Origin of the sequence: Pseudomonas sp. F3-2 (genome assembly GCF_038804275.1) — a bacterium.
GTDB lineage: Bacteria > Pseudomonadota > Gammaproteobacteria > Pseudomonadales > Pseudomonadaceae > Aquipseudomonas.
Genome location: NZ_CP152388.1, coordinates 3,554,725 through 3,576,318 on the forward strand (window position 1 = coordinate 3,554,725; position 21,594 = coordinate 3,576,318).

A 21,594-nucleotide genomic window follows, 5' to 3' on the forward strand; every position below is an offset into this window, starting at 1 on the left:
TATGGGCATCCGCATTCAGAAAATCATCAACTCTCCCACTGCGCAGAGAGCACGCTCTGCGCTGATCTTCCGATTGGCCGATGAGCTGGAGGACGACTGGAATCAGTTGCTGGAGGAAATCGACGAGAACGACAACGTCACCCTCGCGTGGCGAGATGACGGCGGTGTCCAGGTGTTCTGGACCGTACCGCGAGAAGACTGAATACACCTGCGCTGATCGGCCGCTGATAGGAAGGCCGGCCTTCAGCGCAGCGCCTGCCTCTAACCCGATCCCCGTAGTTGGAAAACAATGCTCAGATTTTTCGTTTCGATCCTGCTTGCCCTTTCTTTCCTGCAAAACGCCTGCGCCGACGTCACCATCGGCACCTGGAATCTGGAACACCTCAGCGTACGACCCAACAAGGATTTCCAAAGCATCGCCAAAGTGGCGCAGAAAGCCGACTTCCTCGCCGTTCAGGAATTGATGAGCGAAGAGGCACTGCAGGCCCTTGCCAAAGAGCTGGGCAAACAAACCGGGAAACACTGGAGCGCGATGGCGTCCCACGCGGTCGGTCGATCTTCCTACAAGGAGATGTATGGATTCGTCTGGCGAGACGATGTCGTAGCTTATGAAGACGGCGCCGTCACCTACCTGGACCGCAACGACACCTTCGAGCGCGAGCCCTACTCGGCTCGGTTCAGATCGCTCAAGGATGGCAGTACTTTCGTGGTGGCGACCGTGCACATCCTGTACGGCAAGAGTCAGTCCGATCGGGCATCGGAAATCATTGCCCTGTCCAGCTACTGGAACTGGCTCAAGGAGACCTATGCCGGCAACTCGCAGATCATGTTGATGGGTGACTTCAATACGCCGCCCAACGCGCCTGCATGGAACAACCTCGACGCCAGCGCCCGGCCGCTGGTGCTCGAAGGCGCCAGCACGCTGTCGGCGACCGACGGAAAATTCGCCAATCTCTACGACAACATCTTCGTCAGCAAAACCACGGCGATCCGCGTCAACAGCGTGAAAGTGTTCGATTATCCGCAGTTCCTGGGCCTCACCCATGCCAAGGGTCGCGACAGCGTATCGGACCACGCGCCGATTTTCCTCAGCGCACACCTGGGCGGTGGCAGCGGCGCGGCAGCTGCATCGACCGTGGCGACACAAGCCCGGCCAGGCGTGGCGAACCCGATGAAACCGGCAGCCTCGACCGAAGCCACCCACCTGGCTTCGGCCATCCGCGGCAACCGCAAGACCATGGTTTATCACCGACCTGACTGCCCGTCGTACAACGCCGTGGCCGAGAAAAACCGTGTTGAGTTCAACAGCGCAGCGGCCGCCGAGGCTCAGCACTATCGGCTGGCCGGAAATTGCCATTGAGAGCGGCCTGACGCGCTCTGCCCGTCACCCCAAGAGGCGGCTGCAAGACAGCCGCCGTTGCGTGAACAAGCCCGACTATTTACGGGCCAGGTCGTGCTGGATGCAGCCGTCGTAATAGGTCTGCTTGACGGCAGCGGGCTTGAGCCTGGACGGACTCTTATACGTCTGCTCAGTGATGCCCACTGCCATCTTGCGCATCCAGGGCTGGGAGAACTTTCGCGTCTGCAGCTTTTTACGTGCGCTGTACAGCGTGGTCCCGGACAATTTGGATTGCTGCGCCGCCCCTGCCATTCCCGCGCCCCATTTACACACCTGCAGGTCGTTCTTGCTGATGTCTCTGGCCTGAGCAGGCATCGCCAACGCTGCAAGCAACGATGCTGTCAGGATCACACCCACTCTACGCATACACCCTCGTCCTGGAATCGCTTGAAAAAAGACAGGATTTTTCCAGAAATCGTCATGCAGGCGGGCCATCAATTTGCCTTTTTTTCCACTTACGGCTGTCCATTTCAAACCACTGCCATGATCGCGACAAATCCAGCGTTTAAACACCCAAAAGGATGACCTAGCAGGTCGAATTAAAAATCCGCGAAGCGCTCTCCATCCAAACAGATACAGGTCAACACCGCCCATCGGCAGGGGATTCAAAATGCCATCTAAGGTGTGTAATTCTCCCCCGGTCAGTCGCTTTGCAGCCCTCGCAGACGACTTTTCTCAGGCAGAGAACGTTTCTCGATCCGAGGCCTTGAAGTATCGCCAAGCCTGTATCGATCTCGAAATGAAGTGACAGCAGCGCCGATGCATGCGGCGATCAGGCTGTCAGGTACATAAAGGAAGTACTCAATTTCAGCGCGGCGCTCAGCACGCCACACGGGCCTACGACGATGAATGACTCTAAGGATTTTGAAATTCATTACCAGTTTCAAGGCGAACCGCGACATTTCTCACATCAGGCCAGCCATCTCTGTGAAAGCCAGGCCCTGCATTTCGCGACATTGCACGCGGGCGTGGGCACGCTGGACGGGCACATCTGTGCAGGGCCCGTAAGGCTTGCGATGTTGTATGCCGAAGGCCTTGGCGTGACCAAGGTGCAATGGAAACGCACCTGACCGGACGAAAGACCAAACAAACCGCATATCGAGTGGTCGGAATTTACAAGCAGCGCTCATCAAACCAGCAAAGCGAGGAAACCATGACCATAGATAACGCGCTCAAAAAGGAAGTCCTGACCCGATTGCTGCATGCCCACCCGACAGGTCTGGGCAAAGAGGTATTGGATAACTACCGAGGGGAAAACGCCGTTGCCGACACGCTTGAGCATTTGCAACAGGCCGGCCTGATTCATGACGGCAGTGTCGACAGCCCCGCCAAAGGCGAGCGCCTGTTGAAGTATCCGATCAAGCTGAGCTCTGCCGGCGTCGAGGCGGCCAAACAGCTGCAGTCCTGAATTTCACCCACAAAAAAACCGGCCCAGGCCGGTTTTTTAATGTCTTCAGCAATGTGCTGGTGTTCTCCCCAAGTGCTGCTGATCTGATCATCCTTGAGCCGGTCAGGTAGCAGCACTACAGGGGAACGGGAAGAAGACTACAAGCTAAGCGGAACCTTCGTCATCTCGGCAATTGTGACTTAATTAGTCCACGTACTGACGCTACACCGCCGGGTAATCGCCCGTACCATCCGGCCAGGGCGTGAGCAGCTCGAAGCCGCTGTCGGTCACCGCGACCATGTGCTCCCACTGCGCCGACAGCGACTGATCGCGCGTCAGAACAGTCCAGCCATCTTCCAGCACATGAGTGCCCGGTTTGCCGGCGTTGATCATCGGCTCGATGGTGAACACCATACCGGTCTTGAGCCTCAGGCCTTTGCCAGCGGCGCCATAGTGCAGCACTTGCGGCTCCTCGTGATACTTGCGGCCGATGCCATGCCCACAGTACTCGCGCACGACGCTGAAGCCTTCGCGGTACGCGACGGTCTGAATGGCGTTGCCGATATCCCCCAGCGTAGCGCCAGGCTTCACCGCGTGAATGCCTGCCAGGGTTGCTTCGTAGGTGGTTTCCACCAGACGCCGGGCCAGCGGGCTGACCTCTCCCACGTAATACATGCGGCTGGTGTCGCCGTACCAGCCATCCTTGATGACCGCCACATCGATATTGACGATGTCGCCTTCCTTGAGGATGTCGTCAGGCGACGGAATACCATGGCACACCACGGTGTTCGGCGAAATGCAAGTGGTCTTGGTGAACCCGTGATAACCGACGTTGGCCGGGATGACCTTGAGCTCATTGACAATGTAGTCATTGCAAATGTCATCCAGCGCCTCGGTACTGATGCCGGGCTTGACGTGGGGTGCGATCATCGCCAGAACGTCGGCCGCCAGCCGCCCCGCTATCCGCAGCCCGACCAGATCGGCTTCACTCTTTATGCTGATGCTCATTGGCAGACCGCTCCGACTCGAGACTCGACCGGGACCAGGTCGCTGGACTGCAGACTCAGGACCGCGCCGCCTGACGTCTCGGCCCGGATCAGCAACTGACAGATTTCGCTGTAGTTCAACCCGGGGTTCAGCTCGGCGAGCATGCCGACCCGCATCCAGTGCTCCGCCTGAGCATTGATCGAGCGGCTGAGCGCCGCGCTGGCGCAGCGAATGTTTGCGTGCATCTGTTCGGAAATTTTCACCAGTCCCATGTGCAGACCTCTCGATTTATATACGAATCATATATGTTTCGTATATTCAATCGCAAGCGTCGGTGGGATCGCCTTACGCGGCCGGCCGGCCACCGAATTCGGTCGCACATTCCGACAATGAAGCGGCCAACTGCGATATCGCGTCACGGTCGTTTTCGCTCAGCGCACGGTAGTGAGTGATGATCGCGCGCTCGGCATCGTTCAAAGTGTCCGTCGAAATGGGTGTTCGCTTTCCCGAAAGAACATACAGGACATCGACGCCCTTCTTGCCCAGAGCCGCCAGGTAATCGGAACGCGGAATGCGTTCGCCACTCTCGTACTTGCCTTGCGCGTTGGCTTCCACGCCACCGATAGCGCCAAACTCCTGTTGCGACAGCCCGAGGCTCTTACGCTCTTCCTTCAAGCGTGAACCGAGATCTTTCATAAACGTGCGCCTCGACGTTGACTATGTCTAAAGCAAGACCCCATTGGTCTGAGGGAGTTGCGCTGAACTCGACGTTTGTTCAAGCTTCCGGTTTCTCGGCCTCAGGAAATGCGGCATACGGCCGATGAATTCGGATGGAGAGCGTGCCATTTCAAACGGCACCCCGATTTCTGCAGTTCGGAGAACCAGACGTGATGACATTCTTGATGGGTTGGTGCGCCTTATCGGCAGTGGGCACCTTGATTGCGCTCAGCCTGATCCGCGCCGGCAAACGGCGTCAGCCTGAAGCCGACCAGATCGTACAGCCCCAGGTCGTCGTCGCAACGACGCGATACAAGCGCTGAATCACCCTCGTTGACCCACCATAGGCCTGCAGCAGAGAAATGACAGGATTCATTTCCCCGCCAAATGCGCGTGGTCGGCCGATTGACCGACTGGATCCGGAACAAACGCCATGTCGTGTGCAAAAGCGTTGAACTGACGCAGACCGGCGGCCAGGGCGAGAAAATCCTCGCGTTGCATCTCGTTACCCCAGACGCTGCTGAAAGTCGGCTCGGCCGCAGGCGTGGAAAATGCGGTGGCGGTAGTGGCTTGATGAATGGACATGTTCGATCCTCGCTCGCTGAATACTGTTTAAACATACAGTATTTTCAACGCTCTCCAAACGCAAGCCTCGATTCGACGAGTGGTCGTGTCGTGTCCGCCTGACGCCGTCGCACCCTCTTGCAGCATCAGGCAAGAAGCGAACAGTATCCGAATAACGCCTCCCACCAGCGCGGACTTAGTCTGCAACGGTCGATCGAGCGCCTCGTTGCGCTCCCTTCAAGGAGAGGCACGACCATGAAAACCATTATCGCGTTGTTCATTACCCTGATGCTGGCCGCCGTGAGCGCAACCGCGCTGGCAATGCCCTGCGGCCAGGTCACCCGATCTTCCACCGAAGCGCTGGACAGCCAGCACCTGATGCGCCTTCACGTTGCCGAGCAAACGCCCGGCGCGCTCAAGCGGCCTGGGAAACTCCACACGTTCGACAGTTAGGCGCTGGCCAGCTCGCGCAAACGGCTCAGGTCATCAGTCTTCAAGACGATGCCCTGTGCGAGCGACTGCTCGCGCTGCCGGTATCGACGATCACCCGGCAAGCGCTGCTGCCCTGCGTCGTGCATCTGCCGGATCAATGCTTCACTGCGCGCGGCGAAGGCCTGGCCACTGCCCTTGTCCGGGTCAATCACGATGATGGTCTGCCCGGTCCAGGGGGTCTGCGCCCCAGGCTTGCTGGACATGTCGAATTCATAAGAAAAGTTGCCGCCGGTCAGTGCCGCGCAGAGCAGCTCGACCATCATCGACAGCGCCGAGCCCTTGTAACCGCCGAAGGGCAACAGCGCGCCCCCGTCGAGAATGGCCTTGGGATCCTGGGTCGGCTGGCCGTCCCGGTCCACGCCCATTCCGGGTGGCAGCATGTGCCCCTCTCTGGCGGCGATTTGTACGTCGCCGTGGGCGATGGCGCTGGTGGCCATGTCGAACACGATCGGCTCGCCCTGCGCACGGGGCGCCGCGAAAGCAATCGGGTTGGTGCCGAAAAGAGGTTTTTGCGCGTCGTGAGGGACGACGCAGGTCATGCTGTTCACCACGCTCAACGCCACCAGTCCTTGCTGCGCGAAAGGCTCCACATCAGGCCACAGTGCCGCGAAGTGGTGCGAGTTGCGAATCGCCAGAATGGCAATCCCGGCGCTGCGGGCCTTCTCGATCAGCAGCGCCTTGGCCGCCTGCATGGCGGGCTGAGCAAAGCCCCCGGCTGCATCGACCCGCACGAACCCGGCGCCGACATCTTCGACGATCGGCACCGCCTGGCCGTCGACCCAGCCAGCGGCCAACGACGACAGGTAACCCTTGATGCGGAAGATCCCGTGGCTGTGCGAGCCGTCACGCTCGGCACTGGCGCAGTTCTCGGCAAGCACCGCCGCCACTTCGGCGCGGGTGCCGTGGCGCAGGAAAATCTGCGTCAGCAGCTCGGTCAGCGCCGCGAAGGAAATCGTCTGCGTGTCGTGGTTATCGTGCGGTGAAGACATCTGAAGCTCCGGTCTGATTATTGGAAGTGGAAGCCGAACAGAACGTGAACAAAGCGTCGGGAGAGTACTGCGCACGGCCGGACAGGTAAACTGCGCGGCGGGTTCGCAATGACGGGGTCAGCAGCAGGTCGATCGTCTGTCGGGCTCGCACACGCCTGCACCTGCAAGCGGCAGGCCAGCATCTGGTCTGGCCCGCGCCCGAGGCGTCAATGCGCCGTCACAGAGAAGCAGCGAGGGCGCCGCCTATGGCACCAGACGTTTCTGAAAGAACAGGCGCTGATGGCCCGGCGGATAATCGTTCAATTGGCCGAACGCCTGATAACCGAGCTTGCGGTAGAACGCCGGGGCCTGAAAATCGAAGGTGTCCAGCCAGACGCCGATGCAATCGCGTTCCCGCGCGAAGTTTTCCGCCAGCTCCATCAGTTCGCTGCCCGTGCGCTGCCCGCGTGCCTGTTCCGGCACCACCAGCAGCTCGATGAACAGCCAGCGGTAGAGGATGCGCCCGTGCAGCCCGCCAATCACGGCATCGGTGTGTTCATCGCGGACGAAGAACGCGAACTTTTCCGACTTGCCGTCGCCGGCCTTGGCCGCGTTATAGGCCCTGAGCGGCTCGAGGATTTCCAGACGTTCGTCTTCGCTTGGGTTGCTTTTGAATTCGATCCGCACACTCATGTGCTGCTTCCTGCTGCAGTGGGTTGGCCGGCAAGCGTGTCGGATAAGAACGGGGGAGTAAAGCGGGGGAAAAGCAGTACGGGAGCACCGGACGGCGCTCCCGCAGAGGGGCGTGATCAGTCTTTCTGGTCACGCAGGACGTTGCCGGAGGTGCCATCGATGCGGAACTCGTAGGTCACACTGTCAGCCTTGCGCCCTTCGCCTTCCCAATAGCCATTGTCGTCGGCTTCGATTTTGTAGATTTCGGTGTAACCCGCCGCCTTGGCTTTTTCGATCGCTTTTTCGATGGTGATCCAGCCTGCGCCAGGCTTGTCCGCCAAAGCGAACTGGGCAGTGGTCAGAGCGGCAGTGGCGAGGACGGCAGCGGCAAGTTTCTTGATCATTTTTGAACTCCATTTCCCGTTAAGGGCTTTCTTGAATGCGACGTTTTGGAGTTCGGCCGGCAAAAAATAGTTCAGACCGGCTTGTGTAACCGGGTACGTCGGTGCGCAGTTTCACCGCACCTCGGCACCCGGGGGCCTCAGTGCTTGACCTTGCGGCGCAGCACTCCATTGAGCACCACGACGATCACGGCCACGAAGATGGCGATGTACTGAAATGTTTTTTCGCTCAGCACGCCGATGGTCTGCAGATGCGACAGGCCGAGCATGATGACCAGCACGCTCAGGGCGATGATGATCGAATAAACGAGACGCTGTTTGTTGGTCATGGCGAAGTTCCTGAATCCGGTCGAGATCATTTGCGCGTTACAAATGCGGCCCTATGTTACGCGCTCCTGCAGCGACTGGCACGCCGCTGCATCGTCACGGCCTGCGGCGAAGCGTCTCGGTCGCTGATTCCTGTCACTTCGACGTGGTTTAATACGCGCACTTAATCAATAGCATGTGTGTGATCAGGTCTGTAGGACGCATCCGTTTTACGTGCGGGTTTTGTCTGCAGCGCCTCACCCAGAAAGGAGTCCCCAATGCCCCATGAAGGCAGCCTGTTACAGGCCGCAGTCGTGTTTCTGCTCGCCGCCGTCATCACCGTCCCCCTCGCCAAACGCCTGCAACTGGGGGCCGTGATCGGTTACCTGATTGCAGGCGTCGTCATCGGTCCGTCCGGCCTCGGTTTGATCGGTAACCCGGAAAGTGTCGCGCACATCTCTGAATTGGGCGTGGTGTTGCTGCTGTTCATCATCGGCCTGGAGCTGTCGCCCAAACGTCTGTGGGTCATGCGCAAATCGGTCTTTGGTGTCGGACTTGCGCAAGTGCTGCTGACCGGCGTCGTGATCGGCGCGGTCGCCCTGCTCGCCTTCCATCAACCGCTGAACAGCGCCGTGGTGCTGGGCCTGGGTCTGGCGCTGTCATCGACCGCGTTCGGCCTGCAAAGTCTGGCCGAGCGCAAAGAGCTCAACGCACCTCACGGCCGCCTGGCGTTCGCCATTCTGCTGTTCCAGGACATCGCTGCCATCCCGCTGATTGCGCTGGTGCCGATGCTGGCAGGCGGCGCTCACGATGCCAACTCCGGTGATTCGCTGCGTCATGGCCTGCAAGTGCTCGGCGGCATTGCAGTGGTCGTGGTGGGCGGACGCTACCTGCTGCGTCCGGTGTTCCGCATCGTTGCCAAGACCAAGTTGCAGGAAGTGTCGACCGCGACGGCCTTGCTGGTGGTGATCGGCACGGCCTGGCTGATGGATCTGGTCGGTGTGTCCATGGCGCTGGGGGCGTTTCTCGCCGGGCTGCTATTGGCTGATTCGGAATACCGGCATGAACTGGAATCGCAGATCGAACCGTTCAAGGGCCTGCTGCTCGGGCTGTTCTTCATCAGCGTCGGCATGGGCGCCAATGTCGGTTTGCTGATCAGCTCGCCGATCACCGTACTGGGCCTGACCCTGTTGCTGATCGCGCTGAAATTTCCGCTGTTGTACCTGGTCGGGCGCGCCGCCGGCGGCCTCACCGGACAGAGCGCGTTGCGCCTGGGCCTGGTCTTGGCGGCGGGCGGTGAGTTCGCGTTCGTGGTGTTCAATATCGGCCGCGATCAAGGACTTTTCGACGCCAGCCTGTACGACACGCTGGTGCTGACGATCACGTTGTCGATGGCGCTCACGCCGCTGCTGTTGCTGGTGCTCTCGCGCTGGCTGAAGCCTAAGCCGGTGGTCAAGGAAGTGCCCGAGGAATATCGCGAGATCGACTCTGACAATCCTCGCGTGGTGATCGCCGGCATGGGCCGGATGGGTCAGATCGTTGCGCGTATCCTGCGGGCGCAGAAGATTCCCTTCATCGCACTGGACACGTCGGTGGAAACCATCGAGTTCACGCGCAGCTTCGGCAACGTGCCAGTGTTCTACGGTGACCCGTTGCGCCCGGAAATTCTGCGTGCCGCCAAAGTCGATCAGGCCGAATATTTCGTCATCGCCACAGACGATCCGGACATCAACATCAAGACCGCCGAGTTGGTACGCAAGCTGTATCCGCACCTGAAGATCATCGCCCGGGCGCGTAACCGCCAGCACGTTCACCGGCTGCTGGATCTGGACGCTCAGGCGGTGCGGGAAACCTTCTATTCCAGCCTTGAGATGACTCGCCGCACTCTGATCGGCCTGGGCCTGACCGAGGCGCAGGCGGCGGCGCGGATCGAGCGCTTCAAGCGTCATGACGAACAGGTGCTCAACCGTCAGCACCTGATCTACGACGATGCGGCTAAGGTGATGCAAAGTGCGCTGGAGGCTCGCACCGAACTGGCCGAACTGTTCGAATCCGACCGCATGGACGAGCAGGCCGAAGAAGCCGCACGGAGCTGATCGGCGCCCTGCCCTCAGCGGCTGAGGGCGACGACGAACTCCAGAAACGCCCGCACCTTGGCGGGTGGCAAGTGCCGCGACGGGTACAGCGCATACAGCGCGAAGTGCTCGTCCGGCCAGTCGGGGAACAGCTCGATCAGGCGCCCTTCGGCGATCGCCGATTCCACCCCCAACGCCAACACCTGCGCCACCGCCTGCCCTTGCTCGCAGATGCGGTGCAGGCTGGCGACGTCGTTGACCATCAGACGCCCACGCCTGTTCAGAATCAATCGCTCCTTGGCGCGGTGGAATTCCCACACGAACGGTCGCCCGGTCTGTGGATCACGAAAATCCACGCACACATGGGCCGGGCTATCGAGATCGGTGGGATGACCGGGCCGGCCGTGCTTTTTCAGGTATGTCGGAGATGCGACAGTCAGCACGCGGGTTTTGAGCAACTGTCGGCCGATCAGCGACGAGGACGGCGGCTCGCCAAAGCGCACGGCAAGGTCCACGCCGTCGGCCACCAGGTCACCCAGTTGCTCGCGGGTCATCAGGTCCAGCTCCAGTTCCGGGTAGGTGGCCATGAAATCACCCACCGCAGGCGCCAGAATGAGCCTTGAAAAGTACGGATCGACGTTTACCCGCAAGCGTCCGCGCACTGCGCTGGCGCTGCCGGACGCCAATGAAGCGGCCTCCTCCAGCCCGGCCAGCAACGGCGCGATCTCTTCGTAGAGTCGACGGCCCTCATCGGTCAGCTTGACCGAGCGCGTCGTGCGGTCGAACAGGCGGATACCGAGCCGTCCCTCCAGCCTCGCAATCGCCCGACTGACACCAGATTGAGTCATGTCCAGCACCTCGGCGGCCTTGACGAAGCTGCCAGTATCGACCACTGCCGAGAGCACCCCCATGCCGCTGGCCAAACGTCCGTCGAATCCCATTGATGACTCCAGATCATTTATTCAATGCCGTCCATGCTATCGGAGAATCGGCCAGACAAGTGCACGCTGTGTGCCACGGCGACGCAGGGTCGCCCTCGCAGAGGAAACAGTCATGTACACCATCATGGGCGTCACCGGGCAAGTGGGCAGCGAAGTTGCGCGGCAATTGCTGAGCGCGGGCCAACCCGTTCGCGCCGTGGTCCGCAGCGCTGAAAAGGCCCGGCAGTGGGCGGACATGGGTTGCGACATCGCGATCGCCGACGTGGACGACGTCTCGTCCTTGACCGATGCCTTCCAGAACAGCGCCGCGGCGTTCGTGCTGCTGCCGCCCAATTTTTCGCCGTCGGAGGGGTTTGCGGAAACGCGGCGGATGATTGCCAACCTTCATGCAGCACTGAGCGTCTCGCGGCCTGGCAAGATCGTGTGCATCTCAACCATCGGTGCCCAGGCCACGCAACCCAATCTGCTCAATCAATTGCAGCTGCTGGAGCAGAGCCTGAGCACGCTGTCGCTGCCGGTAACCTTCCTGCGTCCGGGCTGGTTCATGGAAAACTGCCTGTGGGACATCGAACCTGCCGTGCGCACTGGCGTGATCCCCAGCTTTCTGCAACCACTGGACAGGGCCGTGCCGATGATTGCCACTGCGGACGTAGGCCATGTCGCTGCACAGTTGCTGCAAGAACACTGGGTGGGCAAACGCATCGTCGAGCTCGAAAGCCAGACGCCTGTGTCACCTGACCAGATCGCCGCGACTTTCACCGAGCTGCTCGGCAAACCGGTGACGATGCAAGCCGTGCCGCGAGACCAATGGCAGGCGCTGTTCGTCTCCCAAGGCATGAGCAACCCGCTGCCGCGCATGCAGATGCTGGACGGTTTCAATGAAGGCTGGATTCGCTTTGAAGGCGTGCCGCGCAAGGGCCGCGTCGGGCTGAAAAGCGTGCTCCAGGCACTGCTGGCGCGGCAGGGCCTGGATCGGTGAATGCCGTCAAGCGTGTTCGCTGTCCCAGAAGCGCTTGTACATACCCAGCTTGCGCTTCAGGGGTCGTGACAGGCGGGCCTCTTCCTTGCCCAGCTTGAAGGCCAGCAACTTGAGGCCGTTGCGCAGGAACGACGACGGCCACAGGTACCAGCGCCGCGCGCCGAGAAAATCCAGCTCCGACTTCACGTAACGAAAGCCCTCGCCTCTCGCACCGCCGAAATGGGCATGAATCCAGGATTCGCGGGCCTGAAAAACACCGATGTCGAAATACCGACGAAATTCTTCGCGCAGCGTGTAGTTGTGCGAATGGCGACAGACCGCCGCCCCCTGATACGCCACCTTCCAGTGCGACAGCAGCATCTTGGCCGCCACGTACATGTCTTCGGAGAGGATCACGTGGGGCGGAAACCCGCCCACCGCACGCAATGCATCGCGCCGATAGGCCGCGAAGGAGTTGGACATGAAGGGTGTCTTGATACCCAGCTCCGGGACATCGGCCAGGGTTTTGACGCGCGACACCGGCGGGTAGTTGAACCAGCGCGCATGACTGGCCAGAACCGTGGCGTCCAGATGCGGCAGTTGCCGGCCGCACACCGCGCCCACCAGCGGATCGTCGAACGGCTCGACGATGTTCTCGATGGCGCGCGGGTCTTCCAGATAAGCGTCCTGGGTCAGGTAGACGAAGACGTCATAGCGAGGATGAGTCTCGGCCATCATTTGCCGGGTGCCGCCGTGATTGAACTGCTTGCCGTCGATGCGAATGACATCGGCACAGCGCGCCTGGGCGAGTTCAAAGGTGCCATCCGATGAGCTGGAGTCCACGATGAGTGTGTCGAACTCGGCGGTCTGCACCGCCAGGGAATCGAGCAGACGCTCGAGTTCGCGGCGGCCGTTATAAGTGGGAATCACACAGGCAATGCGCAAGGACTGCATAACAATACTCCGGGGCAGATGCTCGACGCCCATTTGTCACGACACGCGTTTGAGGGTAGTTCACATTGGCACAGTTGGATCCAGCCGCTTGTCAGCCAAGCACCTCACTCAAAGGAATGAAATTGAGCAGGTCGCCCTGCGCAACCGTCGTGCCCTCGACGACCTCGATGAAGCCGTCCGCCCACGCGGCGCTGCGCAGGACGCCGGAGCTCTGGTTGCGATAAGCGACCAGCCGACCCTGTTCCAGGCGCCCGCGCAGATATTCACGGCGATTGCCCGGCTTGTCCCAAGCGAAACCGGCCGGCACCTTGAATTGCAGCGGTTTGACCTGGCGCACGCCCAACCGGCGCAGCAGGTAAGGCCGCGCCAGCAGCGCGAAGGTCACCAGCGTCGAAGCCGGATTACCGGGCAGGCCGATCACCGGAACGCCCCGGAAATGGCCGAATGTCAGCGGTTTGCCCGGCTTGATCGCCAGTTTCCAGAGGGAGATTTCGCCTTCTTCGCGTAACGCATGACCCAGGAAATCCGCCTCTCCGACCGAAACGCCTCCGGTGGAGAGAATCAGGTCGACAGCGTTCAGTGCGCCCAGCGCCGCCCGAGTCTTGCCCAGGTCGTCGGGAAGAATGCCCGCATCCACCACCTCGCAGCCCAGACGTACAAGCCAGCTGCACAGCAACACTCGATTGCTGTTGTAGATCTGCCCCGGGCCCAGAGGCTGGCCGGGCTCGATCAACTCATCGCCGGTGGAGAGCACCGCGACGCGTGCGCGGCGCACCACCTGCAACTGGCCGAAGCCCATCGTCGCGGCAAGGCCCAGTTCGATCGGACCCAGCATGCTGCCTGCTTCCAGAACCTTGTCGCCGACGGTGGTTTCCTGTCCCTTGGGGCGAATGTTCTGACCGACATTCAGCGGCTCGAGAAAACGCACGCGATCATCGCTCTGCACCTCGGCGTTCTCTTGCATCTCCACGCAGTCAGCGCCATCGGGCACTGGCGCGCCGGTAAAAATCCTGGCGCACGTGCCCGGCAGCAGAGGCTCGGGCGCCTGTCCGGCGAAAATCCGCTGGCTGACCGGCAGCGGCTCGCCGGTCCAGTCCGCCGCGCGCAAGGCATAGCCATCCATCGCGCTGTTCGGCCACGGCGGCAGATCGAGGGTCGAGATCAGATCATCGGCAAGAATCCGGCCCTGCGCCTGGGCCAGCGAGACGCTTTCACGCTCGCGGATCGGCGCCCCTTCGGCCAGGCGCATCAGCCGCTCCATGGCCTCTTCAACCGGCATCAGGCCGGGCATGTCAGGTTTGGTCATCGAGCATCACCCACGGGTCGCGCACGGCTCGGCTTTCTTCAGATGCGGCACGAAATTGCAGGGGCGGAAACTGTTGTTCAACTGGTCGGCCAGAATGCCATCCCAACCGGTCCGCACCGCATTGGTCGAGCCCGGCAGGCAGCAGACCAGCGTGCCATTGGCAAGGCCCGCCAGCGCGCGAGACTGGATGGTGGAGCTGCCGATGTCCGGCACGGAAATCTGCCGGAACAGCTCGCCGAAACCGTCCACTTGCTTGTCCAGCAGGCAGGCCACGGCTTCGGGCGTGCTGTCACGGCCGGTAAAGCCGGTGCCGCCGGTGATCAACACGACCTGCACCTGGTCGTCGGCAATCCAGGTCGCCACCTGGGCGCGAATCTTGTACAGGTCGTCCTTGAGCAGCACGCGCTCGATCAACCCGTGACCGGCAGCGGTCAGGCGGTCGACGAACATCTGTCCGGACGTATCGGTTTCGAACGTGCGGGTATCGCTGACCGTCAAAACGGCAATATTCAAAGGTACGAAAGGTGTGTCTGCCTTGGCGTTCATCGGCTAGGTCCGGTTGTAGAGGAAACAGTGCGGTGTTATATCACAGCACCCTATTTTTCCGCGCTGACCGAGTTCGTCATGACCCCTTTCGATGCCCTTGCTCCCTGTTCGATACTGCTGCTGGCCGGAGGTCAGGGACAACGCATGGGCGGGCTCGACAAGGGACTGATTCAGTGGCGCGGGGCGCCGTTGATCGAGCACCTGCATCGCCTCGTGCGGCCGTTGACCGACGACCTGATCATCTCCTGCAATCGCAATCGCGAGCAGTACGCGCCGTTTGCCGATCAACTGGTGCAGGACGATGAAGCCGGTTTTCCGGGGCCGTATGCGGGCATTCGTGCAGGGCTCGCCGCAGCGCGTCATGCCTATCTGCTGGTCATGCCGTGCGACACGCCGATGCTCGACCGTGCGCTGTTGGAAGGGTTGCTGCGTACAGCCATCGCCCACCCGACAAAACCGGTGATGGTGCGTCAGGGCGAGCAATGGGAGCCGCTGCTGTGCTGCATCCCGGTCAGTCACGTGGAGGTGTTCGAACGTCACTGGCAACAAGGCCAGCGCAGCCCGAGGCGGACCATGGCTGAACTGGGCGCGGTGGCGCTGCAGTGCGACGCCGGGGACCCTCGACTGGCGAACCTCAACACGCCGCAATTACTGACACAGATCACACCCTGACCGGCTCGGGCATGTTTCATGGAACTTTGCTGACGCGGCTTACGTCAGAAACATCACTACACAAAGAATCATCTCTTGGAGACACAGTAATGAAACAACGGACTATTCCTGCCGCCTTCCTGCTCGCATTGAGCCTCGCCGGTCTTGCTGGCTGCTCGTCGCCCACTGTGATCACCTTGAACGATGGCCGTGAAATTCAGGCGACCGACGCGCCTAAATACGATGAAGAATCCGGCTTCTATGAGTTCAAGCAACTGGACGGTAAAGAAACCCGTATCAACAAGGATCAGGTTCGTACCGTCAAAGAGCTGTGATTCCAGCTTGAAAAAAGACCCGCCATCGTGCGGGTCTTTTTTTGCCTGCGTTCCGAGCCGTGTCACCAGTCAAGGGTGATCCGGCTCTCGAAAACCCGCGCCTCGCCATTTACCGGATCGACGAAGCGCAACCCTTGCGCCAGCAGTTTCAGGGGGTTTGCGTAATCATCCACGGCGTCCTTGATCACGTCCGGGTAGAACGGGTCGTTGCAGATCCCGGCCCCCAACGCCGCCATGTGCACGCGCAACTGATGCTTTTTCCCGGTGACCGGAAACAGGCTGTAGCGCCACAGATCGCCATTGCGCTCGGCGACCTCGACGCGGGTTTCGGTGTTGCTCTGGCCTGGCCCTTCCTGCATGCGAAAAAACGGCTCGCCATCCACCAGGCGGCTTTTGTGCACCCGAGGGAATGTCAGGTGCGGTAACGCTTTGGCGATCGCTTCGTAGCGCTTTTCAATCTGGCGCGTGGGAAACAGCGACTGATACGCCGAGCGGGTCTGCTTGTTGGCAGAAAACAACACCAGCCCTGCGGTGTGCCGGTCAATGCGATGCAAAGGCACCAGATCGGGGTTGCCCAGCGTGCGGATCAGTCGCCGCAGCAGGGTCTGTTCGACGTATTCGCCAGCGGGCGTCACCGGCAGAAAATGCGGTTTGTCCGCCACTACCAGATGCTCATCGGCGTAGAGAATCGTCTCCTGCACAGGGATGGCTGTCTCGTTGGGCACTTCACGAAAATAGTGGATGCGCAAGCCTTCCCGGTAGGCCAGCTCCGCCGAAATCGGCTGACCATCGCCGTCCAGCACCCTGCCCCGCGCAATACGGTCCTGCCACTGCGCACGGCTGACGGCGCTGAAACGCTCGCACAGGCAATCGAGGACGGTCTGCCAAGGGCCAGGCGGCAAGTACAACGTGCTGGCCTGGCTGTTGGCGGCGTTGAAAAGCGGTTCGGACATGGAAGGCTCGAGCAAAAAGACGGACGTAACGGAGCCGGCATTATCGCTCGACCGGGTCTCGATGCGCGAGCGGCCATGCTTTCGCCCAAGGCCGAAGGCTCTGTTGCAGGGCTTTGCGCGCCGCGCGACGTTATGTCGCAGCGAGAAACAGCACCAGTCATCAGACAACTACATGACAGCAGTGGATGGGCAAAATGATTTGTTCTAAAATGTTGCTAAATCGGCAAGCAGGCGCGAAACCGAGCGAGTCACGGCGATGATCGTGATCGAAACCGAAAACGCCTGCCAGACCTGAAATCATAAAAAGAAAGCCCGTCCTAGACGGGCTTTTTTCGTTTTCAGCGTTTGTTCGGCGCAGTCACTGCGCGAACGCCGGAGTTCATACGTCGGCACTGAAGACTCGCTCCCGCACCGGTCTTCCACTGCCCACGACAGATTTTGTATTTCAACTTTGAGGTTACGCCATGCTGGTTCAACTGTTTCAATGGATCAAACGTCTCTCCACCGGCACCCCTGCCGAAAATGACGAAAACTACTCCCAATCGTTCTCCAACGAAGACAGCGATGTCGGTCGCTGGACATTCATGTCGGTGTTCATCATCTTCACCCTGAGCCTGTACATCGTGGCCGGCCTTGGCTACTACGCCAAAGTGCACGTCTGGGACGGCATGAGCGATGCGCAGAAAGAAGCGGTCGCCAAGGCAATGGTCGTCGACACTCAGTACCTCTGAGCCCCGCTTCACGTCTCGCTTTTCACTCGCCCGCAGGCTTCAGCTCCGGGCGAGAAACACCACCACCTGCCCGGCGTCGAATGGCCAGTCCAGCTCGGCGCCGGTGTCGGTGCGCCGCAACACCGGAATTCGCAGGCCGTATGTTTCGTTGAGCGACTCACTCTCGGCGATGTCGACCAGTTCCACCAACAGGCCGTGCTCCACCAGCGGCATCAATTCGGCCTCGGCCACTTCACACAAATGACAACCCAGGGTTCCGAACAGTTGGCATTCCGGCGGCATGGCGTGACCCTCTGAGCGCAGAATTTCAAGGGATGGAACGCCATTTTAGGCCCGCCCCGAAATACCGTCGAGCCTGAAGCGCCGTCTGGAAAAGTCGTTGGAGCGGTCCAGCACCGGTTTCTCGAAGCAGCGATAGCCGACCCATCCGTAACACAGCACCGCGACCATCATCACGGAGGCGAACAAGGCATTGTCGAGCAGGCTGTCGGGCCTGACGCCGATGAGCAGCCAGACCCGCCCGATGACCCCGAGCACCAGTAAGTGCGACAGGTAAACGGTGTAGGACATGTCCCCCACCGCAACCAGAAACGCGGGCATCCGCACGTGCCGCCTGCGCTCGAGCAACGCCAGCGAAAAGACCAATGTCCCGAACACCAGGCTGACCGCGAACATGCGCAGCATCCCTTGGTCGTCGAACAGCCGGTAATAGCCGATCAAGCCGATCCCGGGCAGCAGGGCGACGGCCAGTGCGGCACCGACAGCAGTGGTGGGAATGCGCGCACTGTGAGGGCTGTAGAACAGCAACGCCAGCGCGACGCCGGCAATGAACTCCAGCGCATAGGGATGCAGCATGATTTTCAGCGCGGAATTGTAATCCTGCCAGTTTTCGACGCTATTGAACGCCACCAGAATCAGCGCCCACGTGCTCAAAAACAGCGGCAACCAGCGCTCGCGAAAGCCCATCAGCACCGTGAACACCAGATAGAACCACAGCTCGAACAGCAACGACCACGCGACGATCACCAGCAGCACTTTGTCATTGGGCAGCAACAGGAACGACATCAGCATATTGGAAGCGCCGTGGCTGCTGTTGACCATTCCCGGCATCGCCAAAGCCGCCGCGAGGGTGATGAAGAAGTACAGCCAGTACGTGGGATAAATCCGCGAGACTCGATTGAAAAGAAACCGTTTGGACTCGGACAACTTCTGAAAGCGCCCGCGACTGACGATGACCATCACGAAACCGCTGATGATGAAGAACAGGTCGACGCCCAGTTGAAAGAAATCCAGCAGCGGCGGCAACAGAATGTCACCGCCGGAATATTTGTGCTCCACCGCCGTCATGTGGAACAGCACGACACCCAATACCGCCACGCCCCTCAAGCCCTGCAGGGAATAAATGCGCTCCATCGACCGCTCCTACTGCTGACCGACGCCCGATGGGCTCGACAAAATCAAGGATGATGCCCGCGTCGTCGGCCTGGCTGCCGAAAACACCCGGGCCAGACTCACCGCCCGCACGCGGGGTAAGCATAGCCAAGCACGGGCGCTGCGTCTCAGTCGTGACTGACCGCGCCGATTTTGTGGATCGACAGGTCCGCGCCGTAATATTCCTGCTCCTGCGTCAGACGCAGACCCAGGCACCGCTTGATGACGCCGTATACCAGAAAACCGCCAGCCAGCGCGATCACCACGCCCAGAGCGCTGCCGATCAACTGGCTGGCAAGGCTCACGCCGCCGATGCCGCCCAGTGCGGACTGACCAAAAATGCCACAGGCGATCCCGCCCCACACACCGCACAGCCCGTGCAATGGCCACACGCCCAGGACGTCGTCGAGTTTCCAGCGCACCTGCGCCGCTGTGAAGCTCCATACAAACAGCGCGCCGGCGATGATCCCCGTTGCCAGTGCGCCCACCGGATGCATGAGGTCAGACCCGGCGCACACCGCGACCAGCCCGGCCAGGGGCCCGTTGTGCAGGAAGCCTGGATCGTTGCGACCGACGATCAACGCCGCCACCGTGCCGCCCACCATCGCCATCAACGAGTTGACCGCCACCAGCCCGCTGACGCCATCCAGTGTCTGGGCGCTCATCACGTTAAAGCCGAACCAGCCAACGATGAGAATCCATGATCCCAGCGCCAGAAACGGAATGCTCGACGGCGGATAGGCCACCAGCCTGCCGTCGCGATAACGACCGTGGCGCGCACCCAGCAGCGTCACTGCGGCCAGCGCCAGCCACCCGCCCATTGCGTGCACGACCACCGAACCGGCGAAGTCATGGAAGCCGGCGCCGAAGTGCTCCTTGAGCCAGGCTTGCAGGCCAAAGTTGCCGTTCCAGACCATTCCCTCGAAGAACGGATACACGAACGCCACGATGAGCACGGTTGCGCACAGCTGCGGTGCGAAGCGGGCACGCTCGGCAATGCCGCCCGAGATAATGGCCGGGATCGCGGCGGCGAAGGTCAGCAGGAAGAAGAACTTCACCAGCCCGTAACCGTGGTCGTTTGCCAGCACCGCCGCGGGCTGCAGAAAACTGATGCCGTAGGAGATCCAGTAACCGATGAAGAAGTACGCCAGCGTCGACACGGCGAAATCACTGAGAATTTTCGACAGTGCATTGACCTGATTCTTTTGCCGCACGGTGCCGACTTCCAGGAAAGCGAAGCCAGCGTGCATGGCCAGTACCATGACTGCGCCGATCAAAATGAACAGGGTGTTGGAACCGTGGACCAGCGTGTCCACGGCGTTTTGCAAATTTTCCATCGAGGGGCAGGCCTGCAAATGAGGAAACGCTGTCCCGACAGTGTCACTTAAGCGTCCTTCGCTCAATTGCACCAATTGAAGGCACAGGACAATCCTGACGACCCGAATTGGCGCGCGAATCAAGACCAAAAGCGTCATTGCCGGGCACTTTTCCCGGTTTTATGGAGTGAGATCCAGGTTTCGGCGCATTCGCCGTGATGTGCGCTCTGCGTTGGAGCGCGCGGCCTTCCTGGCGCACCACTTCAAAGCAAAAGCTGTACCAGTGCTGGCGCGGCAATGTTGAGCGATTGGAATGAACCTTCAGGAATGAGCCATACTCGAAACCCCATATCGTCACCCCAACGGAGAACACCATGGCTCGCCCAACAGCAGAAAAAGCCCAGGACATTTTGATGGCAGACTTCCAGACTCTGGTCACTGACACGGAAAAGCTGCTGGCGCACACCGCTTCTCTGGCCGGCGAACAGGCCGATGAACTGCGCGATCAGATCCAGGAAAGTCTGCTGCGCGCCCGCGAAACCCTGAAAGTGACGGAAGAAACCCTGCGCCTGCGCGGCAAGGAAGCGGTCGTCGCCACTGAAGAATATGTACAGAGCAACCCATGGCAGTCGGTCGGGATCGCCGCCGGCGTCGGCTTTCTGCTGGGTCTGCTGGCCACGCGGCGCTGACGGTCATGACGTCGCAGACAGGTCCATCCGGGACCGATAACACGTCATCGCCGCGTCGACTTGGCGCGGCTTTCCTGGGACTGCTGCACAGTCACATCGAACTGTTCGGCATCGAATTGCAGGAGCAGAAAGCCCGGACGGTGAGCTTGTTGCTGTTCGCCGGACTTGCGCTGGTGTTCGCGCTGTTGCTGCTCATCGGCCTGTCCGCGCTGCTATTGATTCTGGTGTGGGACAGTTATCGCCTGACCGGCATCATTGGTCTGTGTGCGTTCTATACGCTGGCGGCGCTGTTCTGCGCGCTGCGACTCAAAGCGGCCATATTCGACGAGTCTTCACCCTTCCACTCGACGCTGGAAGAACTGGCCAACGACCGCGAGCGACTGATGCCATGAGTGTGCCCGAACTGCCTCAGACCCATAACCGTCGCGAGTTGCGCAAGGCGCTGATCCGCCTGCGCATGGAAATGCATCGCCAGGAAATCCGCCACGAGTCGGCGCAGCTCATGCGCCCTCTGCACCGCATGCGCGGGATGGCCACCGATCTGCCCGGATCGCTGGGCATCAAGCACGCCCCGTTGTGGGGAGTCGGCGCGGTTTCACTGCTGGGTTTTCTCACCGGCAAAGGCGCGCGCAGCAAGCGGACGGGTAGCGTGACACGGCTGATCAAACTCAGCGCCAGCCTGTTGCCTATCATCAGAATGGTGGTGCAGGGATCGCAACGCCGTCCCTGAGATGGCCATCTGGCTGCATTCTTGCAACAAATCGTAACCGCGCTCGCTCCCAATGGTTCACATTGGGCCGGCGCGGTTTTTTCTG

At 60.6% G+C, this 21,594-nt stretch carries 31 protein-coding genes; 14 read left to right on the forward strand and 17 right to left on the reverse strand.

Annotated elements, in window-relative coordinates; translation table 11 throughout:
• The first annotated feature begins 1 nt into the window (after position 1).
• Both AAGQ88_RS16210 and AAGQ88_RS16215 read left to right on the forward strand, forming a co-directional pair.
• The gene (locus AAGQ88_RS16210) at positions 2–202 is read left to right on the forward strand and encodes a DUF1654 domain-containing protein (RefSeq protein ID WP_093459075.1); all 201 of its coding nucleotides are present in this window, start codon (positions 2–4) and stop codon (positions 200–202) included.
• Positions 203–289: 87 nt separating this feature from the next.
• Entirely contained in the window at positions 290–1,360 is a 1,071-nt protein-coding gene (locus tag AAGQ88_RS16215) for an endonuclease/exonuclease/phosphatase family protein (protein ID WP_342652941.1), read from the forward strand.
• 75 nt (positions 1,361–1,435) lie between these two features.
• Here the strand turns inward: AAGQ88_RS16215 and AAGQ88_RS16220 are convergent, their stop codons facing one another.
• Complete coding sequence (locus AAGQ88_RS16220; RefSeq protein WP_342652942.1) at positions 1,436–1,765, reverse strand: hypothetical protein; 330 nt, start codon at positions 1,763–1,765, stop codon at positions 1,436–1,438.
• Positions 1,766–2,244: 479 nt separating this feature from the next.
• Between AAGQ88_RS16220 and AAGQ88_RS16225 the strand changes: the two genes are divergently transcribed.
• Together AAGQ88_RS16225 and AAGQ88_RS16230 are read left to right on the forward strand one after the other, a co-directional pair.
• Positions 2,245–2,469: a DUF6555 family protein gene (locus tag AAGQ88_RS16225; RefSeq protein ID WP_342652943.1), complete on the forward strand. Its 225-nt coding sequence runs from the start codon at positions 2,245–2,247 to the stop codon at positions 2,467–2,469.
• 83 nt (positions 2,470–2,552) lie between these two features.
• A complete protein-coding gene (locus tag AAGQ88_RS16230; RefSeq protein WP_285424887.1) occupies positions 2,553–2,807 on the forward strand; it encodes a hypothetical protein in 255 nt (84 codons plus the stop codon).
• A gap of 201 nt (positions 2,808–3,008) precedes the next feature.
• On the opposite strand, the gene map is transcribed toward AAGQ88_RS16230, so the two are convergent.
• From map to AAGQ88_RS16245, 3 genes are all read right to left on the reverse strand, one after another.
• Positions 3,009–3,800, reverse strand: a complete 792-nt coding sequence (map, locus tag AAGQ88_RS16235; RefSeq protein ID WP_285424970.1) for a type I methionyl aminopeptidase — start codon at positions 3,798–3,800, stop codon at positions 3,009–3,011.
• Positions 3,791–4,045, reverse strand: a complete 255-nt coding sequence (locus AAGQ88_RS16240) for a ParD-like family protein (protein WP_342652944.1) — start codon at positions 4,043–4,045, stop codon at positions 3,791–3,793. The genes map and AAGQ88_RS16240 overlap by 10 nt, the downstream gene beginning before the upstream one ends.
• Positions 4,046–4,118: 73 nt before the next feature.
• Positions 4,119–4,469, reverse strand: a complete 351-nt coding sequence (locus AAGQ88_RS16245; protein ID WP_285424888.1) for a helix-turn-helix transcriptional regulator — start codon at positions 4,467–4,469, stop codon at positions 4,119–4,121.
• Positions 4,470–4,660: 191 nt separating this feature from the next.
• Between AAGQ88_RS16245 and AAGQ88_RS16250 the strand changes: the two genes are divergently transcribed.
• The gene (locus AAGQ88_RS16250; protein WP_342652945.1) at positions 4,661–4,813 is read left to right on the forward strand and encodes a hypothetical protein; all 153 of its coding nucleotides are present in this window, start codon (positions 4,661–4,663) and stop codon (positions 4,811–4,813) included.
• A gap of 49 nt (positions 4,814–4,862) precedes the next feature.
• On the opposite strand, the gene AAGQ88_RS16255 is transcribed toward AAGQ88_RS16250, so the two are convergent.
• Entirely contained in the window at positions 4,863–5,075 is a 213-nt protein-coding gene (locus AAGQ88_RS16255) for a hypothetical protein (RefSeq protein ID WP_342652946.1), read from the reverse strand.
• A 234-nt stretch (positions 5,076–5,309) separates the two neighbouring features.
• Here AAGQ88_RS16255 and AAGQ88_RS16260 point away from each other — a divergent pair, with 234 nt between their 5' ends.
• The gene (locus tag AAGQ88_RS16260; protein ID WP_285424891.1) at positions 5,310–5,507 is read left to right on the forward strand and encodes a hypothetical protein; all 198 of its coding nucleotides are present in this window, start codon (positions 5,310–5,312) and stop codon (positions 5,505–5,507) included.
• Here the strand turns inward: AAGQ88_RS16260 and AAGQ88_RS16265 are convergent.
• From AAGQ88_RS16265 to AAGQ88_RS16280, 4 genes are all read right to left on the reverse strand, one after another.
• Positions 5,504–6,535: an Ldh family oxidoreductase gene (locus AAGQ88_RS16265; RefSeq protein ID WP_342652947.1), complete on the reverse strand. Its 1,032-nt coding sequence runs from the start codon at positions 6,533–6,535 to the stop codon at positions 5,504–5,506. The genes AAGQ88_RS16260 and AAGQ88_RS16265 overlap by 4 nt on opposite strands.
• Before the next feature lie 243 nt (positions 6,536–6,778).
• A complete protein-coding gene (locus AAGQ88_RS16270; RefSeq protein WP_285424893.1) occupies positions 6,779–7,207 on the reverse strand; it encodes a GNAT family N-acetyltransferase in 429 nt (142 codons plus the stop codon).
• A gap of 116 nt (positions 7,208–7,323) precedes the next feature.
• A complete protein-coding gene (locus AAGQ88_RS16275; RefSeq protein WP_342652948.1) occupies positions 7,324–7,590 on the reverse strand; it encodes a PepSY domain-containing protein in 267 nt (88 codons plus the stop codon).
• A gap of 137 nt (positions 7,591–7,727) precedes the next feature.
• Positions 7,728–7,916, reverse strand: a complete 189-nt coding sequence (locus tag AAGQ88_RS16280; protein WP_093459087.1) for a hypothetical protein — start codon at positions 7,914–7,916, stop codon at positions 7,728–7,730.
• Between the two features lie 255 nt (positions 7,917–8,171).
• Here AAGQ88_RS16280 and AAGQ88_RS16285 point away from each other — a divergent pair, with 255 nt between their 5' ends.
• A complete protein-coding gene (locus tag AAGQ88_RS16285; protein ID WP_342652949.1) occupies positions 8,172–9,989 on the forward strand; it encodes a monovalent cation:proton antiporter-2 (CPA2) family protein in 1,818 nt (605 codons plus the stop codon).
• Between the two features lie 14 nt (positions 9,990–10,003).
• Here the strand turns inward: AAGQ88_RS16285 and AAGQ88_RS16290 are convergent, their stop codons facing one another.
• Positions 10,004–10,909 carry a LysR family transcriptional regulator gene (locus AAGQ88_RS16290; protein ID WP_342652950.1) on the reverse strand — a complete coding sequence of 302 codons (906 nt, stop codon included), beginning with the start codon at positions 10,907–10,909 and terminating at the stop codon, positions 10,004–10,006.
• 112 nt (positions 10,910–11,021) lie between these two features.
• Here AAGQ88_RS16290 and AAGQ88_RS16295 point away from each other — a divergent pair, with 112 nt between their 5' ends.
• Positions 11,022–11,888, forward strand: coding sequence for an NmrA family NAD(P)-binding protein (locus AAGQ88_RS16295; protein ID WP_342652951.1), 867 nt, complete (start codon positions 11,022–11,024; stop codon positions 11,886–11,888).
• 6 nt (positions 11,889–11,894) lie between these two features.
• Here AAGQ88_RS16295 and AAGQ88_RS16300 read toward each other — a convergent pair whose 3' ends face one another.
• The 3 genes from AAGQ88_RS16300 to moaB form a co-directional block, all read right to left on the reverse strand.
• Positions 11,895–12,821, reverse strand: coding sequence for a glycosyltransferase (locus AAGQ88_RS16300; protein WP_342652952.1), 927 nt, complete (start codon positions 12,819–12,821; stop codon positions 11,895–11,897).
• Positions 12,822–12,912: 91 nt separating this feature from the next.
• Positions 12,913–14,127: a gephyrin-like molybdotransferase Glp gene (gene glp, locus AAGQ88_RS16305; protein WP_342652953.1), complete on the reverse strand. Its 1,215-nt coding sequence runs from the start codon at positions 14,125–14,127 to the stop codon at positions 12,913–12,915.
• A 6-nt stretch (positions 14,128–14,133) separates the two neighbouring features.
• Positions 14,134–14,673 (reverse strand): molybdenum cofactor biosynthesis protein B, encoded by a 540-nt coding sequence (gene moaB, locus AAGQ88_RS16310; RefSeq protein WP_093459092.1) that lies wholly within the window; start codon positions 14,671–14,673, stop codon positions 14,134–14,136.
• A 78-nt stretch (positions 14,674–14,751) separates the two neighbouring features.
• On the opposite strand from moaB, the gene mobA reads away from it, so the two are divergent.
• Together mobA and AAGQ88_RS16320 are read left to right on the forward strand one after the other, a co-directional pair.
• Entirely contained in the window at positions 14,752–15,345 is a 594-nt protein-coding gene (gene mobA / locus AAGQ88_RS16315; RefSeq protein WP_342652954.1) for a molybdenum cofactor guanylyltransferase MobA, read from the forward strand.
• A gap of 89 nt (positions 15,346–15,434) precedes the next feature.
• Entirely contained in the window at positions 15,435–15,659 is a 225-nt protein-coding gene (locus AAGQ88_RS16320; RefSeq protein WP_093459094.1) for a YgdI/YgdR family lipoprotein, read from the forward strand.
• Between the two features lie 62 nt (positions 15,660–15,721).
• On the opposite strand, the gene AAGQ88_RS16325 is transcribed toward AAGQ88_RS16320, so the two are convergent.
• Positions 15,722–16,612, reverse strand: coding sequence for a pseudouridine synthase (locus tag AAGQ88_RS16325; RefSeq protein ID WP_342652955.1), 891 nt, complete (start codon positions 16,610–16,612; stop codon positions 15,722–15,724).
• Positions 16,613–17,076: 464 nt separating this feature from the next.
• Between AAGQ88_RS16325 and AAGQ88_RS16330 the strand changes: the two genes are divergently transcribed.
• Positions 17,077–17,343, forward strand: a complete 267-nt coding sequence (locus tag AAGQ88_RS16330) for a hypothetical protein (RefSeq protein WP_093459096.1) — start codon at positions 17,077–17,079, stop codon at positions 17,341–17,343.
• A 39-nt stretch (positions 17,344–17,382) separates the two neighbouring features.
• Here AAGQ88_RS16330 and AAGQ88_RS16335 read toward each other — a convergent pair whose 3' ends face one another.
• From AAGQ88_RS16335 to AAGQ88_RS16345, 3 genes are all read right to left on the reverse strand, one after another.
• Positions 17,383–17,625 carry a glutaredoxin family protein gene (locus AAGQ88_RS16335; protein ID WP_285424904.1) on the reverse strand — a complete coding sequence of 81 codons (243 nt, stop codon included), beginning with the start codon at positions 17,623–17,625 and terminating at the stop codon, positions 17,383–17,385.
• Between the two features lie 45 nt (positions 17,626–17,670).
• Positions 17,671–18,756, reverse strand: coding sequence for an acyltransferase (locus AAGQ88_RS16340; protein WP_342652956.1), 1,086 nt, complete (start codon positions 18,754–18,756; stop codon positions 17,671–17,673).
• 146 nt (positions 18,757–18,902) lie between these two features.
• Complete coding sequence (locus AAGQ88_RS16345) at positions 18,903–20,111, reverse strand: ammonium transporter (RefSeq protein ID WP_342652957.1); 1,209 nt, start codon at positions 20,109–20,111, stop codon at positions 18,903–18,905.
• 353 nt (positions 20,112–20,464) lie between these two features.
• Here AAGQ88_RS16345 and AAGQ88_RS16350 point away from each other — a divergent pair, with 353 nt between their 5' ends.
• The 3 genes from AAGQ88_RS16350 to AAGQ88_RS16360 are packed head-to-tail and all read left to right on the forward strand — an operon-like array spanning position 20,465 to position 21,509.
• Entirely contained in the window at positions 20,465–20,779 is a 315-nt protein-coding gene (locus AAGQ88_RS16350) for a YqjD family protein (protein ID WP_093459100.1), read from the forward strand.
• Positions 20,780–20,784: 5 nt separating this feature from the next.
• On the forward strand, positions 20,785–21,171 hold the full coding sequence (locus AAGQ88_RS16355; RefSeq protein ID WP_285424907.1) for a phage holin family protein: 387 nt from the start codon (positions 20,785–20,787) through the stop codon (positions 21,169–21,171).
• Positions 21,168–21,509 carry a hypothetical protein gene (locus AAGQ88_RS16360; protein ID WP_285424908.1) on the forward strand — a complete coding sequence of 114 codons (342 nt, stop codon included), beginning with the start codon at positions 21,168–21,170 and terminating at the stop codon, positions 21,507–21,509. The genes AAGQ88_RS16355 and AAGQ88_RS16360 overlap by 4 nt, the downstream gene beginning before the upstream one ends.
• Positions 21,510–21,594 lie beyond the last annotated feature (85 nt).

Bases quoted from the DNA above. Each gene is read 5' to 3' on its own strand.
- AAGQ88_RS16210 (WP_093459075.1), top strand. From the start codon at position 2: ATGGGCATCCGCATTCAGAAAATCATCAACTCTCCCACTGCGCAGAGA.
- AAGQ88_RS16215 (WP_342652941.1), top strand. From the start codon at position 290: ATGCTCAGATTTTTCGTTTCGATCCTGCTTGCCCTTTCTTTCCTGCAA.
- AAGQ88_RS16220 (WP_342652942.1), bottom strand. From the start codon at position 1,765: ATGCGTAGAGTGGGTGTGATCCTGACAGCATCGTTGCTTGCAGCGTTG.
- AAGQ88_RS16225 (WP_342652943.1), top strand. From the start codon at position 2,245: ATGAATGACTCTAAGGATTTTGAAATTCATTACCAGTTTCAAGGCGAA.
- AAGQ88_RS16230 (WP_285424887.1), top strand. From the start codon at position 2,553: ATGACCATAGATAACGCGCTCAAAAAGGAAGTCCTGACCCGATTGCTG.
- AAGQ88_RS16240 (WP_342652944.1), bottom strand. From the start codon at position 4,045: ATGGGACTGGTGAAAATTTCCGAACAGATGCACGCAAACATTCGCTGC.
- AAGQ88_RS16245 (WP_285424888.1), bottom strand. From the start codon at position 4,469: ATGAAAGATCTCGGTTCACGCTTGAAGGAAGAGCGTAAGAGCCTCGGG.
- AAGQ88_RS16255 (WP_342652946.1), bottom strand. From the start codon at position 5,075: ATGTCCATTCATCAAGCCACTACCGCCACCGCATTTTCCACGCCTGCG.
- AAGQ88_RS16260 (WP_285424891.1), top strand. From the start codon at position 5,310: ATGAAAACCATTATCGCGTTGTTCATTACCCTGATGCTGGCCGCCGTG.
- AAGQ88_RS16265 (WP_342652947.1), bottom strand. From the start codon at position 6,535: ATGTCTTCACCGCACGATAACCACGACACGCAGACGATTTCCTTCGCG.
- AAGQ88_RS16270 (WP_285424893.1), bottom strand. From the start codon at position 7,207: ATGAGTGTGCGGATCGAATTCAAAAGCAACCCAAGCGAAGACGAACGT.
- AAGQ88_RS16275 (WP_342652948.1), bottom strand. From the start codon at position 7,590: ATGATCAAGAAACTTGCCGCTGCCGTCCTCGCCACTGCCGCTCTGACC.
- AAGQ88_RS16280 (WP_093459087.1), bottom strand. From the start codon at position 7,916: ATGACCAACAAACAGCGTCTCGTTTATTCGATCATCATCGCCCTGAGC.
- AAGQ88_RS16285 (WP_342652949.1), top strand. From the start codon at position 8,172: ATGCCCCATGAAGGCAGCCTGTTACAGGCCGCAGTCGTGTTTCTGCTC.
- AAGQ88_RS16290 (WP_342652950.1), bottom strand. From the start codon at position 10,909: ATGGGATTCGACGGACGTTTGGCCAGCGGCATGGGGGTGCTCTCGGCA.
- AAGQ88_RS16295 (WP_342652951.1), top strand. From the start codon at position 11,022: ATGTACACCATCATGGGCGTCACCGGGCAAGTGGGCAGCGAAGTTGCG.
- AAGQ88_RS16300 (WP_342652952.1), bottom strand. From the start codon at position 12,821: ATGCAGTCCTTGCGCATTGCCTGTGTGATTCCCACTTATAACGGCCGC.
- glp (WP_342652953.1), bottom strand. From the start codon at position 14,127: ATGACCAAACCTGACATGCCCGGCCTGATGCCGGTTGAAGAGGCCATG.
- moaB (WP_093459092.1), bottom strand. From the start codon at position 14,673: ATGAACGCCAAGGCAGACACACCTTTCGTACCTTTGAATATTGCCGTT.
- mobA (WP_342652954.1), top strand. From the start codon at position 14,752: ATGACCCCTTTCGATGCCCTTGCTCCCTGTTCGATACTGCTGCTGGCC.
- AAGQ88_RS16320 (WP_093459094.1), top strand. From the start codon at position 15,435: ATGAAACAACGGACTATTCCTGCCGCCTTCCTGCTCGCATTGAGCCTC.
- AAGQ88_RS16325 (WP_342652955.1), bottom strand. From the start codon at position 16,612: ATGTCCGAACCGCTTTTCAACGCCGCCAACAGCCAGGCCAGCACGTTG.
- AAGQ88_RS16330 (WP_093459096.1), top strand. From the start codon at position 17,077: ATGCTGGTTCAACTGTTTCAATGGATCAAACGTCTCTCCACCGGCACC.
- AAGQ88_RS16335 (WP_285424904.1), bottom strand. From the start codon at position 17,625: ATGCCGCCGGAATGCCAACTGTTCGGAACCCTGGGTTGTCATTTGTGT.
- AAGQ88_RS16340 (WP_342652956.1), bottom strand. From the start codon at position 18,756: ATGGAGCGCATTTATTCCCTGCAGGGCTTGAGGGGCGTGGCGGTATTG.
- AAGQ88_RS16345 (WP_342652957.1), bottom strand. From the start codon at position 20,111: ATGGAAAATTTGCAAAACGCCGTGGACACGCTGGTCCACGGTTCCAAC.
- AAGQ88_RS16350 (WP_093459100.1), top strand. From the start codon at position 20,465: ATGGCTCGCCCAACAGCAGAAAAAGCCCAGGACATTTTGATGGCAGAC.
- AAGQ88_RS16355 (WP_285424907.1), top strand. From the start codon at position 20,785: ATGACGTCGCAGACAGGTCCATCCGGGACCGATAACACGTCATCGCCG.
- AAGQ88_RS16360 (WP_285424908.1), top strand. From the start codon at position 21,168: ATGAGTGTGCCCGAACTGCCTCAGACCCATAACCGTCGCGAGTTGCGC.